We start from the raw sequence: 18,821 nt of genomic DNA, 5'->3' as shown, positions 1-18,821 counted from the left end.
TCACGCGGCCGCGCCTTTGTGCTGGTGAATCGTCCGACGACTTTAGAGAATCACAACCAAGTCGTCGGACGATGCCACCACACGGCTGCGCCTTTGTGCTGGTGAATCGTCCGACGACGGCGAGGACTTACTTTAGGATCACCAATTTCTCCAGGTCGCTATTCACGACGTTGACGCCATCGCCGCGAAGGCGGACTTGGAACAGGTATACACCACGCGCCAATTGGTCACCAAAATCATCAAGTCCGTCCCACTCTACGCAGTCGTCGCGGCGGACGGTACCATCGCTGAAAGGAAAATCCTGCTGAAGCGTCTTGACGAGTTTGCCCGTGACCGTATAGATCTGGACGATGGCCTCCACCTCCTGGCCCACTAAAGTGTGATCGAATTGGAAACAAGTTCGGTCCGTGAAGGGGTTGGGATAATTCAGCACGCGGGTAACGGCATCGGCCGCATCCGTCGCTACCAGGAACTCCGTTTTCGCCTGGGAGCTGTTGTTGGCTACGTCCCAAGCACGCACGGTTACTGTATGCAAGCCGGACTCGAGATCGAAAAGCGGGTAGCGGACCTTCCCGCTGCGGAAATCGTCCGCGTCCGCTTCGTAGTAATCATTAAGGACAATGGCATTACGAGTGTCTTCATCCAGGACGGCTTCTAGGTCGTGGCCAATGCTGTTGCCGGTTACGTTGATCCCCAAATCATCCGTCAGATTGACGAGCAGGATGGGATCCTCATCCACCGTTCCGCCGGAGACGAAGTCTTCATCTTCCAGGAATACCTCCACCGTGGGGCCTTCGTCGTTGCCGGTAATGCCTTCGGCGGTGCCACCAATGATTAGTTTATCGTAGAAGCCGGCGGCATCCGTGAATTGGGACCGGTCAGAAGCATAGTAGCTGATCTTACCCGCCCCAAAGGCGTAGTTGATGTCGCGAGGCACCACAAATTCAAAACTGAACTTCCCGTTCGTTACGGTAGCCCGGCCGCGGAAAACGATGTTCCGTTGTACTTCAATGTCGAGGACGGGGGAACCCTGGCCGAGTGTCTGCACCTCTACGGGCTTATCGTAAATGGTGGGGAAGACCTGCCCGTTGAAGTTTTCCAGGAGGTTACCATTCAAGTCGGTTACCTCACCGCTGATCTTCATTTGTTGGAGGGCGCGGGCAGTGTCGACGCGTACCCCGTCCACCGCCTGTCCGTCTACTGAGGTGGTGCGGACGGCGTGTTCGGGGAAGGCGATGCGCATCGCCGGGTCACCCAGCAGGGTAAACTTGCGGGCGTTCTCCGTATCGCGGTCCAGCACGGAGGAATTCACCGGGCGGGAGATTTGGTTCTTGGCAATCCGGATCACGTCCCCCACCGTCCGCCACTTGCCGTTCTCACGTTCCAGCATGGCCTGCATGGTGTTGTTGGTCAGGGTAAAGTTGCGGGTAGCGAAAACCGGCCGCGTCGTCGTCAGCAGGGCGGATACCCCGCCGTTCGGCGTAAGCAGGGCTTCCTCACCGGCCGAGACGAAGGACGCATCGTCGTAATTAGAAAACGTGCAGGTCGCCGTCACGAAAACCGGCGGTTGGATGGGGTCCTCCGCCGCCGCCGGGCGGTTCCAGTTGCGGATTTGCTCAATCGTCAGTACCCGCTCCTGACCCCAGCCGCGGGGCCCACCGTGGCCGAGGTAGGTCACCGCCAGGGCGCCGCGGAAGATGGCCCGGTCGAGCCCCTCCGAAATGTCCGGATAGCGATCCCCGGCGGAAAGGCTTTGCTGGGGAAAGAGATCGAAGTAAAGTTTGTCGAAGTTGAGGTCGGGCTTGAGGTCCTGTACGGCCGTAGCTACCCGGTTGACGTCGCGGGTGTGCTGACCACCATCTTCATCGTCACCGACAAAAGCCATCCGGGTTCTCCAATCACCGAAGATGCTGGGGTCGGAGTCGTAGCGGATGAGCTTGGCCACAATTTCCCGCGCTTCGTCGCCCGTCTTGACGGGAAGGCGGCCAACGGCGATGTTCAGGTCGGGCTCCAGGGGCTGGCCGTTGGTGGCCGGGCCGAAGATGCCGTAGAAATCATCAGCGGGGAAGCTGGCCACTTCCGTTGGCAGTCCATCGTGCTCGTAGGCGGGGACGAAGTTGGTGCCCAAGCCCAAAATATTTCGGTGGTCAAAGCTTCCGTCGCCAAACAGGAGGAGGTATCGGAAATTTGGATCCCGCTCGTGAATCATGCGGGCGAAGTTGCGGAGCGCTCCGGCATCGTCCCGGCCACTGCTGAATTCATTGTAGACCTGAGCCGTAGTGGCCACAACCACCCGGTGGCCGTTGAAGCTGCGGCGGTGATCCGCCAGTTCTTCGGCCTGACTCAGGAATTCGGGGTGGGTGATGATGACCATATCCGCTCCGGTCACACCGTGCAGGTCCTGGTTTTCTACCGCCTCGCCGCCGACGGGTTGCAGTAATCCGGCATTGGCGCGGAAGGCCACGTATTCGTTCAGCCGGTTGTCGTTGCTGGCGGTGAAGGAGTTACCATTGAGAGTGGCCGCGCGCACGTCGGCTCCGTCCACGCGCCAGACGCGGGCGTCGGACGGGAGGTCATTCAGGTTGAACTGGGTGGCGGCGGCATTCCGGGTCTCGGTACTACGAAATCCAAATTGGTCCAACCCCGCGAAGGCCAGGCGGCGGCGGGCGCGCAGGGAGATATAGTCCAGGTAGGCCTCACTCGTTCCCGCCCCGGCCGGGATGGGGTAATCGATAAGGACGGAAACGTTTTCATCGTTCAGCGTCAGCGTGGAGGAAATACGCGCCGGGCGGATCGCCGGGCTTTGCTCCTGTTCCCCAATGAATACGCGGGAAGCGCTGGAACTCTGAAGCCGTTGCCCCTCCACAACGGCGGAGAAGCGGCTGTTGACTTCCGTCCGTAATCCCATTTCCACCGTCAGCCGGGCCGTGGAACCTGGTTCGAGGCCGGGTACGGAGAAGAGGTTGTTATAGTTCTTTTCCCGGGCTACTTTGAAAAATTCTCCGTACCAAGTCTGGCCGGAGCCGTGGGCGTTGCCGGGCAGTTCGTGGAGAATATTGTTTTCGTCCTCCTCAAAGTGGTACAGGGCGTCGTAGCTCGATGCCGGCGTCCCGTTGCTGGCGCTGGCCAGGTTACCGACGCGCCTGCCGCGGCTACCACCGACTCGGAGGTAGTAGTAGTTCCGGGTACTGTAAATGTTCTTCTCGTAGCTGAAGCGATCTAATACGGTATCGTAGGTCCGCGCGTCCGGCCCGAGGGCGTGGAAGAGGATGAAGTCACCACCGTCGAAACTTCCGTCGCTTTCTCCTTCGATGGAAATGGCCATCTCGGTGAGGTCGTCCGGTGGGGCGATATTAGTCGTTTCGGGTAGTTTGCCGGAAACGGGTTGGCCGTAGATAGCGATGTTGCGGGGGTCCACGCCGTCGAGGTTAGCCCCGAGCGTTTCGGTGAGGAAGGAACGGCTGAGTTTATGGACGCCTTCCTCTTCTACGGCGATCCGAAACCACTGCCCTTCGCGGAGGGCAGAGGCCGTTGCGAAACCCATTCTTTTCTGGGCGCTGCCGCCGGATGCGATGATTCGGACGTCCAAAGAAGTGAGGCGCTGGAGCCCGGTGACCGTCCGGATGATGGCCGGTACGGCTATTTTGCCAAGATAGCCCTCGGGTTGGCGGGATACGCTGACGCTGAACGCAAATTCGGTGGGGAACACGGTAGCGTCGGGGACGGACCCCTTCACATTCTCCGTCGCAAGGTTGATCACCTCCACTGCGTAGGCCCTTCCCGGTTCGGCGACGAAACTTTCCAAGAAGGTGGGTACGGGCGACCATTCCATAGCACCCGCGGCAGCGCCCGTATTCAACAGGACCGCAGATGACACCGTCTCCACCGCCTGAAAGCCGTACTGGACCTGGCGTTCGCCGCCCCAGGTGACGACCTGAGGCTCGGGCGCCCACTGCAACGTACGCTGCAACCGCTGCTGAGCGGACAAAGTCGTAAAACCAAGGATGAGCAGCAGGGCAAAAAGGTGGCGCATAGGGAGGGGGTGAAGGACAAAAATACGATACGGGGGAGTAGGGAAAACGTTGTTCGCGGCCACGCTGGTTGAACACCTTTGGGCCTGGCTTGTCGTACCGGTGACGGTAAGCGGCGGCACGCTGGCGGAATTAACGTTTGCGTGGCCGGGAGTTTCGTAAGTTGGCCGTCCTCTCCTAAAACTTGAGCGCGATGCGGCTACTGGCCACCTTCCTGTTGATTCTGAGTTTTGCTGTGGGTGACCTCTCCGCGCAGGACCCGGTTTTCTCCCAGTTCTACGCTTCCCCCGTGCGGTTGAACCCCGCGCTGGCGGGCGTTAGTACGGCGCCACGCATCACCCTCAACTACCGGGCGCAGCACGCCGCCTTCCCCAGTGCCTTCACGACGATGGCGATGAGCTACGAGCAGCCCGTCCATAAAACGCCGTCCAACTTCGCCTTCCGGGTAATGAGCGACCGCCAACTGGAAGGGGCCTACCGGAACACCGAAGCAGCGTTGGTGTACAGCTACAACGTCAAATTTTCGAATAATTTCCAGGCCCGGCTAGGGCTCTCGGCGGGCATCTTGAATACCTCGCTGGATTTTAATCGACTAGTTTTTGGCGACGTCATTGATCCGCTCACTGGCGCCGGGAACGAGGTAAGCCGGGAACGATTGGAAGCCGTATCGCGGATTGCTGCGGATTTTGGCGCCGGCGTTATCCTCTACGGCGGTCCTTTTTACGGAGGCTTTAGCTTTGACCACCTCAACCGGCCCGACGAAAACCTACTCCAACTCAACGAACAACTCTACGCTGGCCGCCCAATGCGGTTAACCCTTACCGGTGGTGCGCAGATCGACCTGATCAAGGGGCGCAACGTTAAGCGGCCCGCGTACATCACGCCCAATTTTTTGTACTCCAGCCAGGCCCGGTTCCAGCAGCTCAACATTGGTAGCTATTTCGGTTACGGACCGGTAGCCATTGGTGGATGGTACCGCCACGCCTTTGAGAATGCGGATGCGCTGATCCTATCAATATCGGCCCGTAAGGATGTGCTGCGGGTAGGTTTCAGTTACGATGCGGTCGTCTCCGACCTGCGGAACGTGACGGGTGGCCTGGGGCCCACCTTTGAACTCAGCCTGGCGGTTGATTTTGGGGATTCGAAAAAGCTGCAGCGGGAACGCTTTAAGCGGCGCTACAGTGAGTGCTTTCGGATGTTTCAGTAATGAAAATGTCTCAAACAGGTCTTAAGATGGCTGTAAGGAAGACTTGACAGTCATTTCTTGTTTCTGATGTATGAGGCAACAAATCAAACACCATTGCGCAACAAATCATATGTAAATTTTCCAAATAAACACAATTTATTGCCACAAAATAGCGCCATCAAATTAGTGATTACCGCCATCTAATTGCACTTAATCACCAAATAAGGCTCAATGTGGATAAGTTTTCAACTCAAATTCACCTGGAGCGTTTTTTCCCTGCGTACTTTTACGCCACGTTACTAAGGCTCAGGCGATTGGGCCACTTTAGTTGCGGCGGTTCGGCCACTCAATGCGTTTTCCAGTCTTTCACTTTCGCTTTCATCATCACTTAGCCGAGTCGTTCTTTTTCATCTAATTGACACTTTATGAGACGCGAAAAGTTCGTCTTTAATAAACAGACGTTGCAGTATGACCGGATGGTTGAACCGCTGCGTTACACCCTCCTTCGTTACGGAACCATGCTTTGTGGGGCGCTGCTCGTCGCCGCAGGTTTTACCGTATTGATCCACCACTTCTACCCCAGCCCATCGGAAAAGATGGCCCGGCAGGAGAATGAGATCCTCCGCAGCCAATTGGCGGAGCTGGAAGGGGAATTGGACCTGTACACGTCCGTCCTGGAAAACATCCAACAGCGCGATGCTTCCGCCCACCGGGTGGTTTTTGGCATGGAGCCGATTGACGAAGACGTATGGCAGGGTGGCCGTGGTGGTCACGATTCCTACGAAGACCTGCGCTCCCTCCCCATGAGCGGCGAGCAGATCGCCGGTATGCGCGAGAAAATGGACCGCTTTAAGCACCAGCTTGACCTGCAATCCCGCAGTCTCGATAGCATCATGGTGATGGCTCAACAGAAGGAAGAGATGCTGGCCGCCATCCCCAGCATCAAGCCCATCCGCCGCGACCTTTACAGCCGGAAGATTGAAAACCTCTCTGGTTTTGGGTACCGCCTCCACCCCATCCACAAGGTGCAGAAGATGCACTACGGGATCGACTTCAACTGTAAAAAAGGCACGCCCATCCAGTCAACTGGTAAGGGCAAAGTTGTCTGGGCCGGCCGCAAGGGTGACTTTGGCAACACGGTCATCATCGACCACGGCTTCGGTTTCGAAAGCCTCTACGGGCACATGGATAAGATCGAGGTGAAGCGCGGACAGGAGATCGCCCGCGGTGCCCAGATCGGAACGGTTGGTAGTACGGGTTCCTCTACCGGCGACCACCTCCACTACGAAGTACGTAAGAACGGCGTTCGGGTGGACCCCATCCAGTATTGTTACGACGGGCTGAGCACGAAGGAATACGCCGCGCTGGTGGAAGCTTCCCAGCAGAATAATATGAGTTTCGACTCTCACTAGTATATCGGCCACCGGCCAACTCACTCAAAACGATTCAGCCAAGCTCCCACTTTTGGAGGCTTGGCTTTTTTTGGGCCACGTCTTACATTTAGCAATGGATTTGCGCCAACAACTTGCCATCATTCACTCACGGGCCAACGCCGATGTGATCCTGGAATGGTTGGAAGCGGACGAGACTCGTACTCCCTTGCTAATGGACGTCATTAATGACCCCGATCCCAAAATGGCAAAGGTGAGGCAGCGCGCCTGCATGGTGCTGGGGGACCTCGGCCGCAAACACCCAAATTGGCTCCTCCCCTACCACGCTAACCTATTGGAGTTGGCGGCTACGGCTACCCACCCCGCCCTGCCCCGGGCCGTTACCCGTTACTTTTCGGAATTGCCAGTGGAGCAGGTGTCGGAAGTAAACCAGGGGGTGCTCCTGGATCTATCCTTCCGGTTTTTGGCGGATGGGGATGTCCCCGTCGCCATCCGCGTTTTCTCCATGTCGACATTGGCGGCCTTTGCGGCGCTCTACCCGGAATTGAAGGACGAACTCCGCGGGTTGATCCAGGTGGAATTGGAGGAGGGGACGGCTAGCCCGGGATTTCGGAATCGGGGGTTGAAGGTTTTGGGGGGGTTGTAGCCTACGGCTTCAATGGAGACCCGACCTCTGGTCGGGTTTATGACAATCCTAATTAACCCTTGAAATACCGCGACCAGAGGTCACGGCTCCGAAGCCCGTGCGCCGCAGGCCTCCCCTTACTCCCCGACTCCTGCGAAACAAAATACCGAGTTATTCATAAAAGAGATAACCGCGACCAGAGGTCGCAGCTCCAATACTCCTCCTACTCAAAAAATTGATCATATCCCCCAGCCTTCCCCGACCGCGGCTGCGCATCCTTCTCCCGCCGCGGGATGGAGTCGAGGTCCAAGGAGCCCGAGGTTTGGGTGGTGCCCGGTTTTAGGGCAGCCGGCGTTTCCACGTCGAGGTGGCCACCGGCGAGCATGAGGTCGCTCTTTTTCTCCCATTCTTCGAGCATGCGGAGGCCCTCATCGGCGAAGACGCCATTTTGGAGGTCTACGGAGGACATGAAGTCGGAACTGAGCTCCATCATTCTTTCCATCTCCCCCACCTTGTTGGCCACATCATCGGCAATGTGCTCCAGGGCGGCGTCGAACATGGCACGTTGGTCGGGATTGCCATTAATGACGGACATGGCGGAGGACATGGCCCCGTGGCTAGCCCGGATGGCTTTGCGCTCCTGAATCTTGAGGTCCACCTGGTCACGGGTGTCTTCCAGCAGGATCTCGGAGTTATCGTGCATCCGGTTGAGGACGCGATTGAGGACCTCCATTTTCGTGAGGAGGACCTGGTACTTTTCGTTGGATTCCTTGAGCCGCGCCGCCCGCCGGCTGGAGAGGATCATCTGCTGTTTCTTGTTGGTCTTTTGCGCCAATTGGGCCAGCTTCAATTGCTTCTGGATCTCCGAGTTATTGGTATCCATCAAGGTGGAGAGGTGGCGGACCTGGCCACGGAGCTTACCGATCTGCTTGCGCATTTCCTGAAGGTTGCCCTCCAGTTCCTCCACGTAGGATTTCAGAATACCAATGGGGTCGATATTCACGAAGACGCCCGTTACGGAGCGCATGGCGCTCTTGTACATGTAGGAAATGAGGGCGCGCGTCCGTGGGTCAATCACCGCAAAAAGGATGCTGGCCAGCACGGCCAGGGAAACCACGAGGCCGATCGTCGTCGTGATAAAGGGCAGGATCAGGCCCCAGAAACTGCTCACCAGAAATGCCCCTCCCGCCAGCACGGCGATAAGGAACAGCAGACCGGTGATACCTTCCGGGCGTTTCCAGAAAGATTTTTTACTCAGCGCTTCGTTGGGAAATTCTGCCATCAGGGAGGCGGTAGACTTTTACAATACTAATTGTGAAAGAGACTACCATAGTAGCCCTTCCACTTGAGAACGACACCAACTACCAGCCGGTTGCTGAAGCTGGCGGACACAATTGCCTTTACCCCAAAACGCGCGTGATATCCGCAACGTCCTGCTTGATGACGGAGGTGATGACTTCCAGCGCATCGTCAAATCCTTTCTGGTTGGTGGCGGCCTTTTCTTTGGCGGTGTTGATCAGATTGGTGGATTCTGCAATCTTCGCTTTGGCCTTTTCTACCTCCGCACGCAGCTGCTCAATCTTCGCTTCGTAGTTGGCGATCTTCTTTTTCAGTTCACCAGTCTGCTTGGCTTTACCCTCCACGTTACTCATCAGGTGTTTCTCCATTGAGTTCATGAACTTGGACTTCTCATCCTGCAACACATCCGTGTAGTAGCGGGCGGTCTTGACCAGTTTTTCCAGCGTCAGCCCAACGGTGCTCCCGGTCGCGAACGCGGAACGGAGGGCCGTATCGTGATCCATCCCGATCTCCTGCAACTTGGCGACGGATTGCTTGAATTCCAAATAATCAAATCCTTCGAGGTTCTTATCCTCCAGGGCTTTCATCAAGACATTAGCGAAGCGTTCGTCATCCTGTGCCATCGTATCAAATGCGTTTGCGAGTTTAGACATATCAATTTTTCGTTGTGTACAAATGTACGCCGGGCCGCCTCGCCCCCCAAGGTGCTTTAGATCAATCTACGCTTTACGTGGACGGAGGGCGCTGCCGCGGGTGCCGGGGTTGAGTTGCGAGTTGCGAGTTGCGAGTTGCGAGTTGCGAGTTGCGAGTTGCGAGTTGCGAGTTGCGAGTTGCGAGTTGCGAGTTGCGAGTTGCGAGTTGCGAGTTGCGAGTTGCGAGTTGCGAGTTGCGAGTTGCGAGTTGCGAGTTGCGAGTTGCGAAATTTAAAATCCTACTTATATCTAGCCCCATAAATCCGACTAAATTTTAATGGGGATTCGTTACGAACGAAGTGAGCATAGCCATGCGGCAGCAAAATCAGTCCTCAAATATCACCTATCAAATATCACATATCCCACGAACGCAGTGAGCAGATTTTAGCGGCAGCCAATCAGTCCTCGCTAATCGAGTATCGAGATTCGAGAATCATTCCACCACCTCCCCCAACCCCATCACCACCCCGTAAAGCACACCCAACCCCGCCAGCATCAACAGGCCGCAGACGAGCCAGCCGCCGCCCAGCGCTGAGGACAAAGTTCCGCAGGTGATGGCGACCGCCCCCACCGTCAGGGCGTAGGGCATCTGGGTACGAACGTGGTCGATGTGGTTACAGTCCGAAGCGAGGCTGGAGAGGATCGTTGTATCGGAGATCGGTGAACAGTGGTCGCCCAGCACGCTCGCCGCCAGGACGATGGAGATGACGTTGTAAATCAACCCATTGGAGGAAGCGAGGTCCCAACCCGACTGGCTGGCCACCGCCCAGGTCAAGGGAATAGCAATGGGGTACAGAATAGCCATTGTCGACCAACTTGAGCCGGTAGAAAAACTTACCAGAGCGGCCAGGACAAAAATGATCGGAGGCAACAGGTAAGGGTTGACGCTTGACCCTAGCAGTTCCACCAGGAAATCAGCCGTATGCAACTCTTCCGTCGTGATGGCCAGGGCCCACGCCAGGGTCAGAATCATCACCGCGGAGAACATGGCTTTGAAGCCGGAGGTCATCGTCCCCATCGATTGCCCCACGTTCATGATCCGTTGGCCAACGCTCAGGATAATGGCGACCACAACGCCAGAGATACTAGCCCACAACAGCGCTACGTAGGAATCCGCCGCCCCGACGATCTCTCCCAGTTTGGTGAAGAAGCCGCCTTCCATGGCGTTCCAGATGGCTCCCCAACCGTCCGAAGCCGGAGGGGTAGCCAGGTCACCGTAGGCCGAGGCGAAACCGGTCGTCAGCAGACCGAGGATGGTCATGATGATTACCGTCACGACGGGGATAATGGCGTTGCGCGCTCTTAGCGGTGCACCCTCCAACGGGCTCAGGTCCTCTTGCTCTTCGACGACGGCCTTGTCGGCATTAGTTGCCTTTACGGCGCCAGTATCCCGGGCGCGGCGTTCGGCCTTCAGCATGGGGCCGTAGTCCTTTTTGTTGAGGATGAGCATCAAAATGAAGGCCAACGTCAGCACCGGGTAGAAACTGTACTTAAGGCTCTCGATGAAGATGGCGTAAGGCGTCTGGTCCGCCAGCGCCTCCACATTCTTGATGCCATCCCCAATGTAGCCGAGTTCGGCTCCGATCCAAGTGGTAATGAAGGCAATCGAGGCTACCGGCGCCGCCGTAGAATCGACCACGTAGGCCAACTTCTCCCGGCTGATACGGAACTTATCCGTCACCGACCGCATCGTATTGCCCACGATGAGGGTATTGGCGTAGTCGTCAAAAAAGATCCCCACACCCAGTACCCAGGTGATGAACTGCGCGCTTTTGGGCGTCGTCGCATACTTCGTCAGCCGCTTCACTACGCCGGCCATCCCCCCGTTGCGGGAGATGATGGCGACCATGCCACCAATCAGCAAGGAGAAAACGATGATGGAAAGGTGCCCACCGTCGTTCAGGGCTCGGATCACGTAGGTTTCCACGGCTTCGAGTAAGGACTTGATGATACCGAGGAATCCCTCAAACCTGAGTCCGCCCGCGATGAAGGCCCCCACCCAGACCCCGGCGAAGAGGCTGATGATCACCTCCTTAAAGATCAGCGCCAACCCAATGGCCACCAACGGCGGCAGGATGGATAGCCAAAGGGGAATCCGCCGCAAACGATTTGGGTCCGTCCCCAGCTCATCACTCAGGTGGTACAGCGCAAGGCCTTCCCCGGAGCGAACCAATTGCAAACCCGGCTTGATGATGGTGACCTTTTTACCATCCGCCAAACTCCGTAGCTCGATGGCGTCTCCGTTGATGGTTACGCCCTCCGCATTGGCGGGGAAGTAGAGGCCTTCCGTACCAAACGACAGTTCGTGGAGCCATTCGCTGGCGTCGGTGTCCTGGGCGGAAAGGGGGCAAATGGCGAGTAACAGACCAACTAATAGGGCGGGGAGCGTAAACTTTGGGGTGGGCATAGCGTAATCTTGGTCCGCGGTAAGATACACCGCTCCGCCATCAATCAAGGGTTCACCGCTTTGCCAATGCTAATCCTCCGCTCGTTTCCATTCCTCCTGTTTCTGGTGTTGTCCGTCGCCTGGATCGGTCCGGTTTTCTTGCCCTTCGATCTTGGCACCCGCGCCAGCGCCCAGGCCATTGAATTGGAGCGCGTCTTCCCCATCGTTGAGCAGAATGGAGAAGTAATGGACCTCGCCTGGCTCGGTGGCCTTAACGCCGCCCAGTTTCAAGCTGCCGATCTGGATGATGACGGGCTCGAAGACCTGCTGCTTTACGACCGCGCCGGGCAAGTGTTCGTCGCCGTCCGCCGGCTAGCCGGTAATAAATTCGAACCCGCCCCCGAGCTACTCGAGCACTTCCCGACGGTCAGCGACTGGATGGCCGTGCGGGACTACAACCTCGACGGTGTCCCCGACCTATTCACCTTCGCTCCCGACGTCACCGGCATTCAGGTATTGCGCGGCCGCCGACAACCGGACGGGCTGCTGGCCTTCGATCTGGTAGATTTCGGTGACCCCGATCCCGCCCTCTATTTTGAATTCGAAAACCAGCGCCTGAGCATCTTCGTCTCCGCCATCGACTACCCCTCCATCGTCGACGCCGACGCGGACGGCGACCTGGATATTCTCACCTTCAACGTCCTTGGCGGCTACCTCGACTTCTTTAAAAACGTGGGCGTGGAGCGCGGCCTCGGCGCCGATACCCTGGTGTACGAACTCCAGGACCGCTGCTGGGGTGGCTTTTTTGAGAACGGACTTTCCACCAGCCTCGATCTATCCTCCGGCCCCGGCGAATGCTTTCAGGAAGGCCTTCGGGGAGGGGGCGTAAGCCGCCATTCCGGCTCTACGGTCCTCAATTTGGATTATAATGGTGACGGCTTGATGGATGTCATGCTCGGCGATATTTCCTACTCCCAACTGACGCTGGGCATTAACGAAGGCAGCCAGGACCAGGCCTGGATCGGTAGCCAGGACGCCGAATGGCAAACCGGGGGCGTAGTGGCCCAAATCCCCTCCTTCCCCGCCGCTTTTCATCTGGACGTGGATGACGATGGCGACAATGACATCCTCGGCGCACCCACCAATGCGCTCAATGCCGGAGACGTGGAAGTCGCCTGGTGGTACGAAAATACCGGCTCCGACGCCAGCCCTAATTTTGAGTTTAAGACCTCGCAATTCCTGATCGATCAGGCGATCGACGTGGGTACGATGGCAAACGTGACCACCTTCGACTACGATGGTGACGGGCGGCTAGACCTGGTGGTAGGCAACAACGATGAATACACTGGCACCAACTTTTTTGACAGCCGGTTGCGCCTCTTTCGTAACGTGACGGTAGATGAGGACCTGCGATTCGAACTGATTGATGAAGACTACCTCGGCCTAAGTGAGTTTTTCAATGGTACCTGGGCTTTTGCGCCCAGTTTCGGCGATTTGGATGGAGACGGCGATCAGGATGCTGTGATCGGCGTCCGTAACGGCAAGTTCATGTTCCTAGAGAATACGGCCGGCCCCGGAGCTACCGCCGTTTTCGCCCGCCCCGTGTTTGAGTGGTTCGGAATGGATGCTAACCAGCGCTCCAAACCCTTCATAGTGGACCTGGACCGGGATGGTCTGAACGACATCATCGCCGGCGGTGCCGATGGCCGCATTCGCTTTTTCAAAAATACCGGCACGGCCACCGAGCCCGCCTTCGTGGCCAGCGATCGGGAGGCGCCCAACATCCTCCAACTTGGCAAGATCAATACGAACGCGCCCGGCGTAAGCTCCGGCCACCCGACCCCGCACGTCATTCAAAGTCCCAATAAGACGCTACTTATCACCGGCAATCGTTCCGGCACCCTGGAAGCCTACGAGTTCGCCCCCGGCACTCCCCTGGATGAAGAATTTACGCTCCTGACGAAGGCCATCAGTGACTTACAGTTTGGCAGCTTCAGTGACCCAACTTTAGGGGATTTCGACGGCGACGGCCTGCTGGAAGCCGTTGTAGGTAACGAACGCGGCGGTCTCGAATTCTTCGTCAGTAATCTGACTTCCGAAGGGCTGGTCTCCGCCCGCGCACCTGATCTCCAGGCTTTTGATTTCAACGTCAGCCCAAACCCCAGCAAAGGCCCGGTCGTCATTTCCGGCTGGCCGACGGGTTCCGTAAGCGATCTGGAAATCTTCGATGTTTCGGGTAAACGGATCTACCAGCGCAGCGGGATCAGGGCGCTGCCGCAGGTGCGGTGGAATGGGGAGGGAGCTGCCCCCGGCGTCTATTTCGTCCGCCTTTCCGGTCCGGACGGAACGGCTACACGGAGGATCGTCCGCCAGTAAAGCCAGCTTGACTTGTCCCGCCGCGGTTTACCTTGCGGAATGGAAAAGATTACCGAACAACCGGGCCTCCACCGGGACCTGGAAAACCGGACGACGGAAGACCTCCTCACCCGCATCAATCAGGAAGACCAAAAGGTTGCCTTGGCCGTGGAGCTGTGCATTCCCGTCATTACGGAATTAGTGGAAGGGATCGTCCCCCGCCTCCGAGCCGGCGGGCGTATCTTCTACATCGGTGCCGGCACCAGTGGCCGCCTGGGTGTGCTGGACGCCAGTGAATGCCCACCCACTTTCGGCGTCCCCCCGGGCATGGTGGTAGGTTTGATTGCCGGCGGCGACCACGCCCTGCGCCACCCCGTAGAATCGGCCGAAGACGCCGAAGGTCAGGGCTGGCGCGACCTCGAAGCGCACAGCATTGACGATAAGGACGTACTGATTGGCATCGCCGCGTCGGGAACGACTCCCTACGTAATTGGCGGCCTCCGCGAAGCTCGCCGTCGAAACATCCTTACGGCTTGTGTCACCTGTAACCCGGGCGCCCCGGTCACGGAACACGCGGACCATCCCATCGTAGCCGTCGTCGGCCCGGAGTTTGTAACGGGCTCTACCCGGATGAAGTCCGGCACCGCCCAAAAACTGATCCTCAATATGATCACGACCGCCACAATGATCCGCCTCGGCCGCGTCAAAGACAACCGCATGGTCGATATGCAACTCAGCAACGCCAAACTCGTGGATCGCGGCGCCAAAATGATCGTCGATGCCCTTGGGATCGACTACGCGGAGGCGAAACGGCGCTTGTTGGAGGTGGGGAGTGTTAGGGGGGTGATTAGTGAGTAGAGTTCTCGTTTAGAGAACTTCCCTTACCTTTACAGAGACCACCTGGGAAGGTGAATCAACTGACGCAAATGCGAATTTTTTCTAAGAGTACTTTAAGAACGTTTTGGGAACAGTATCCAGAAACTGAGAGCGTATTGAAGGTATGGCACGATACCGTAAAACATGCCGACTGGGAATCCCCCTTTGATGTAAAAGAAACCTACGCGACTGCTAGCATTACTGGCGGAAGACGTATTGTATTCAACATAAAAGGAAATCAATTTCGTTTGATTGTTGAAGTCAACTATGAATACTCGAGCGTCTTCGTTCTGTTTATCGGCACGCACAAAGAATACGACAAAATAATAATCGATGATCTCTGATAAAGTATTAGTAAGACCGATTAATAACAAAACCGATTACGAGGCAGCTCTTAGTCGCTTACGAAATATTTTCCAAGCAAAAGCTGGCACGCCCGAACGAGATGAAGCACAAATTCTCGGGCTACTGATTGAAGCTTACGAAAACGATCACCATCAAATTGAGTTACCCCACCCGATTGATGCGATTAAGATTCGATTGGCGGACAAGAATCTGAAGCAGCAGGATTTAGTAGGAATAATTGGAACTAAAAGTCGAGTATCTGAAGTCTTAAATGGCAAGAAAAAACTTACGCTTGCCATGGTACGAGAGCTACACAAATTTCTTCAAATCCCCGTAGCGACTTTGGTGCAAGAATATCCACTTACCAGGAGCGAAAAGGCGGAAGCCTAATTCAACCGACCCCGCTCTTCCTGCGCAGCACTCTTCCGACGCTCTCCCTTTTTGAGGAAGCGGTTGCCGAATTTATAGGTCAACTTGGCGGAGAAAACGGGGGCTTCCCAAGTCGAAAGAATGTCCAGATTTTGCTCTTGGAAACGGATGGTGCCGGAGAAAAACTCCTGGACAATGCCGTCGGCCGAGAGGACGAGGTTCATCCGGTCATCAAAGAAGTCGCGTTCCACGCCGGCGGAAACACCATAGAGCGGGTTGGAACGAATAATGCCTTCAATCCCCTTACCCTGGTACCAGCCGGAGACTTCGCCCTTCCATTCGTACGGAAGTTTGGCGTTGATCTGAAAGAAGCCCGTTAGGCTCCACTGGTCCTGATCTAATTGGTCACCCAGGAACTGAGAGGAGTAGTCGTTGTAGTACAACATGAACCCCGCGTAGCCGGAAATCCCCTTGCCGATAAAGTCAAGCGGTGCGAAAAGGCTGCCCCCGTAGCGAATGTACCGGTCCAGGTTGATGGTATTCTGGAAGGCCGTCCCCGCCTCAAACTGCCCCTCGGCCATGGTGAGCTGTTCGGTCACGTCGGCGATGACGTCGCTGGTGTAATCGTAACTCAGGTTGAAAAAAGGTTGCTTCTCGTAGGTCAGGCTGAATTGCCCGGAGTGGACCAATTCAGGTTGTAGGAAGGGGTTTCCCTTCTGGAAGGTCAGTGGATCCAGGAAAGAAATGAAGGGGTTCAGGTCATAGTAGCTTGGTCGTTCAATCCGGTAGCTGTAAGCCAGGGAAACCCCGAGCGGCCCAGTGAGGGGTGCATTGAAACTGAGGCTGGGGAACAGTTGGCTAAAATCCCTACGGTTGAAACTGTCCGTCGTCACGTTGAACCCATCCATACTGGTCGCTTCGTAACGGAGACCGAGGTTGGCCCCAAAATCGCCCTTCTCCCAGGTGATGCTTGAGTAGACGGCACGGATGTCTTCATCGTACAGGAATCGATTACTCAATCCGGCGTCGATGATCATTTCTTCTCCGCTTTCGACGAGGGCACGCAGTTCGTTGTCCAATTCCGCACGGCTGGCCTTGGCGCCGGCCCGCAGGACGAATTCTTTATTCAGCGGCTTTTTGTAGTCGATCTGTGCGCTGAGAATATCGGCTTCGCTTGGCTCTTGGTTGATGCGATCGGGGAAGCCGCCGTCGCCGACCGTTTTTAGTTCTTCCAATCCGTCGCGGGTAAAGCGGTTGTAGCTGAGGTCGAGGTTGATTTCCTGGCCGGAGGTGTCCAATTGGTACTTGTAAAACACGTCCGTATTGAGGCTCATCCAGGGACGCTCGACGTCGCGATTGGTCGTGAACTCTTGCAGGACGTTCCCGTCGGAGGGGTCCAGTACCCGGGTGAGGTTGCGGCCGAAGCGGTCGCTTTCTCCCCAGGCGTAGCGGGCGTTGACGCCGATGCGCTGCCGGTCGGTAATGTCGTAATCCACCCCGGAGCGGAGGGAGTAGCTGTGGGGCGTCGCCTCCGTGCGGCTGGTCTGGTCAAATGTTTGGGCGTCGAAGCGGCGGATGAGGTCCAGCCCTTCCACCCAGGTGTTATGGTTGTAGGTGGCCCCACCGGTGAGGTTCCACTTCCCGACGCGGTGGCTGAGGGAGGCGCCCGCTCTGGCCTTGGGTAATTCGCCGTAGCCGCCACCGACGTACACCTGCCCGTTCGTACCAAGCAGGCTATTTTTCTTGAGGACGATGTTGATGACGCCACCATTCCCCTCCGCATCGTACTGCGCGCCGGGTTGGCTGATTACCTCGATGGATTTGATGTTGTCCGCCGGCATATCCCGCAGCAAACTCTGGATGTCCATGTAGCGCGTCGGCCGCCCGTCGATGAGGATCGTTAGGCCGGACTTGCCCGCCATTTGGATACGATTACCCGCCACGACAACGCCCGGGACCTTACGCAGCAAATCAATCACTGAGCCGCCCTGTCCGGTAATGCTCTGGTCGACATTCACGACGAGCATGCCTGCTTTTTGCTCGAGGAAGGGTTTGCGGGCGGTGACCTCCACTGTTTCTAAGGTAGTTCCACTACCCTTCAGGTCGTAATCGGCCAATTGCAGTTCCTGCCCGTCCGCAAGGGTGAAGACCGGGTGCATCTTTTCTCCGTAGCCGATGCCGCTGGTTTTGATGAGGTAATCCGCCGCGGGTACGTCGGTGAAACGGAAGGTGCCCATTTCGTCGGTCAGTTCCAGTTTGACGACGGCACTATCGGCGGCGGCCAGCAGGAGGATGTTCGTGAACTCCACCGCCTGGCCGGCGTCGGTGACCTTTCCCTCAATGGAACCACTTCCCTCCTGGGCGGAGAGTATGGGGGAGAAAAGGAAGAGGGCAAAGCAGAGGGAGGTTGGTAGAAGTGTAGCTAGGTGTGGCATTGTTGAAGTGAGTGTACGGGTAGGGACGAGGGGATGCGGGTGGGGTTGCACGACCTAGAAGTCCGGAATCGATTTGGCCTTCGGCCAAATATGATCCCGGCCTATCATGGTGATGCGCTGCGCGTCTACTGCGTGGTCCTCCGGGATCTTTAGTCGTACGTTTTAGCTCTCTACCGAACGCCATCCCGCAACTGTTGGCGGGCGGTCCAAACGCGGGATTTGGCCGTGCCGATCGGGACGCCGGTGATGTTGGCGATCTCCTGGTATTTCAGGCCGTTGTTGTAGAGCTTGAAGGCGCGGCGGTAGATGGGAGACAGGGCTTCGACCCGGTTCATGATGTCCTCGGCGCTGAGTTCGGCCAGTGCGGGGTTGTCCTCGATGGTGCGGTTGCTCCAGTTGGAAACGGGTACTTCTTCCGTCACGATCTCCTGCCGACGCTTACCCTTCCGGTAGCCGGTGATGAAGACGTTGCGGATAATCGTTTTGATCCAGGCCTGAATATTGGTGCCCGATACAAAGCGTTCGTGGTTCTTTAGTACGAGGTAGATGGCTTCCTGTAAGAGGTCCATCGCCTTGTCCTCGTCCCGCGTAAGCGTTAGTGCGAAGGGTCGGTACTCGGGGTAGAAGCCGTTACTGAGGTGGTTGATTTCCTGGGGAGACATAAGCTTGATCTTTTATGTTCCCAATATCATGGCACCCGCGGCAGCGCCCGCAATTTGATCGGCGAGCGTGGGGGAATAATCGATTAACGACTGTTTTAAGTAACGATTAACGATTAGTGATTGACGAGTAACGAATGGCTCGTTACGATAGCGTGAAATGGCGGCAGCA

13 protein-coding genes are annotated in these 18,821 nt (G+C 56.8%); 7 read left to right on the top strand and 6 right to left on the bottom strand.

Going from position 1 to position 18,821, the window contains the following annotated elements:
* Window positions 1–127: 127 nt before the first annotated feature.
* Complete coding sequence (porU, locus tag A3850_RS08440) at window positions 128–4,033, bottom strand: type IX secretion system sortase PorU (protein WP_068215570.1); 3,906 nt, start codon at window positions 4,031–4,033, stop codon at window positions 128–130.
* Between the two features lie 191 nt (window positions 4,034–4,224).
* Between porU and A3850_RS08435 the strand changes: the two genes are divergently transcribed.
* The 3 genes from A3850_RS08435 to A3850_RS08425 all read left to right on the top strand — a co-directional run bounded on the left by A3850_RS08435 (window position 4,225) and on the right by A3850_RS08425 (window position 7,254).
* Complete coding sequence (locus tag A3850_RS08435) at window positions 4,225–5,238, top strand: PorP/SprF family type IX secretion system membrane protein (RefSeq protein ID WP_068215568.1); 1,014 nt, start codon at window positions 4,225–4,227, stop codon at window positions 5,236–5,238.
* Between the two features lie 404 nt (window positions 5,239–5,642).
* Window positions 5,643–6,629: a M23 family metallopeptidase gene (locus A3850_RS08430; RefSeq protein WP_068215566.1), complete on the top strand. Its 987-nt coding sequence runs from the start codon at window positions 5,643–5,645 to the stop codon at window positions 6,627–6,629.
* Between the two features lie 94 nt (window positions 6,630–6,723).
* Complete coding sequence (locus A3850_RS08425) at window positions 6,724–7,254, top strand: hypothetical protein (protein WP_068215562.1); 531 nt, start codon at window positions 6,724–6,726, stop codon at window positions 7,252–7,254.
* A 202-nt stretch (window positions 7,255–7,456) separates the two neighbouring features.
* Here the strand turns inward: A3850_RS08425 and A3850_RS08420 are convergent, their stop codons facing one another.
* The 3 genes from A3850_RS08420 to A3850_RS08410 form a co-directional block, all read right to left on the bottom strand.
* Window positions 7,457–8,515: a PspA/IM30 family protein gene (locus tag A3850_RS08420; protein ID WP_068215561.1), complete on the bottom strand. Its 1,059-nt coding sequence runs from the start codon at window positions 8,513–8,515 to the stop codon at window positions 7,457–7,459.
* Between the two features lie 118 nt (window positions 8,516–8,633).
* The gene (locus tag A3850_RS08415) at window positions 8,634–9,185 is read right to left on the bottom strand and encodes a hypothetical protein (protein WP_082921706.1); all 552 of its coding nucleotides are present in this window, start codon (window positions 9,183–9,185) and stop codon (window positions 8,634–8,636) included.
* A gap of 472 nt (window positions 9,186–9,657) precedes the next feature.
* On the bottom strand, window positions 9,658–11,631 hold the full coding sequence (locus tag A3850_RS08410; RefSeq protein ID WP_068215560.1) for a Na+/H+ antiporter NhaC family protein: 1,974 nt from the start codon (window positions 11,629–11,631) through the stop codon (window positions 9,658–9,660).
* Window positions 11,632–11,697: 66 nt separating this feature from the next.
* Between A3850_RS08410 and A3850_RS08405 the strand changes: the two genes are divergently transcribed.
* The 4 genes from A3850_RS08405 to A3850_RS08390 all read left to right on the top strand — a co-directional run bounded on the left by A3850_RS08405 (window position 11,698) and on the right by A3850_RS08390 (window position 15,576).
* Window positions 11,698–13,986: a T9SS type A sorting domain-containing protein gene (locus A3850_RS08405; RefSeq protein ID WP_157500989.1), complete on the top strand. Its 2,289-nt coding sequence runs from the start codon at window positions 11,698–11,700 to the stop codon at window positions 13,984–13,986.
* 39 nt (window positions 13,987–14,025) lie between these two features.
* On the top strand, window positions 14,026–14,823 hold the full coding sequence (gene murQ / locus A3850_RS08400) for an N-acetylmuramic acid 6-phosphate etherase (RefSeq protein ID WP_068215555.1): 798 nt from the start codon (window positions 14,026–14,028) through the stop codon (window positions 14,821–14,823).
* A 68-nt stretch (window positions 14,824–14,891) separates the two neighbouring features.
* On the top strand, window positions 14,892–15,185 hold the full coding sequence (locus A3850_RS20570; protein WP_068219573.1) for a type II toxin-antitoxin system HigB family toxin: 294 nt from the start codon (window positions 14,892–14,894) through the stop codon (window positions 15,183–15,185).
* A complete protein-coding gene (locus tag A3850_RS08390) occupies window positions 15,175–15,576 on the top strand; it encodes a type II toxin-antitoxin system HigA family antitoxin (protein WP_068215553.1) in 402 nt (133 codons plus the stop codon). Before A3850_RS20570 ends, A3850_RS08390 begins: the two co-directional genes overlap by 11 nt.
* On the opposite strand, the gene A3850_RS08385 is transcribed toward A3850_RS08390, so the two are convergent.
* Window positions 15,573–17,990, bottom strand: coding sequence for an outer membrane beta-barrel protein (locus A3850_RS08385; protein ID WP_082921705.1), 2,418 nt, complete (start codon window positions 17,988–17,990; stop codon window positions 15,573–15,575). The two genes, A3850_RS08390 and A3850_RS08385, sit on opposite strands and share 4 nt — an antisense overlap.
* Before the next feature lie 170 nt (window positions 17,991–18,160).
* Window positions 18,161–18,652: an RNA polymerase sigma factor gene (locus A3850_RS08380; protein ID WP_068215550.1), complete on the bottom strand. Its 492-nt coding sequence runs from the start codon at window positions 18,650–18,652 to the stop codon at window positions 18,161–18,163.
* Window positions 18,653–18,821 lie beyond the last annotated feature (169 nt).

Source organism: Lewinella sp. 4G2 (assembly GCF_001625015.1).
Classification (GTDB): domain Bacteria; phylum Bacteroidota; class Bacteroidia; order Chitinophagales; family Saprospiraceae; genus Neolewinella.
Note: the sequence above shows the minus strand (reverse complement) of the source record. Positions and strands in the feature narration are given on the sequence as shown.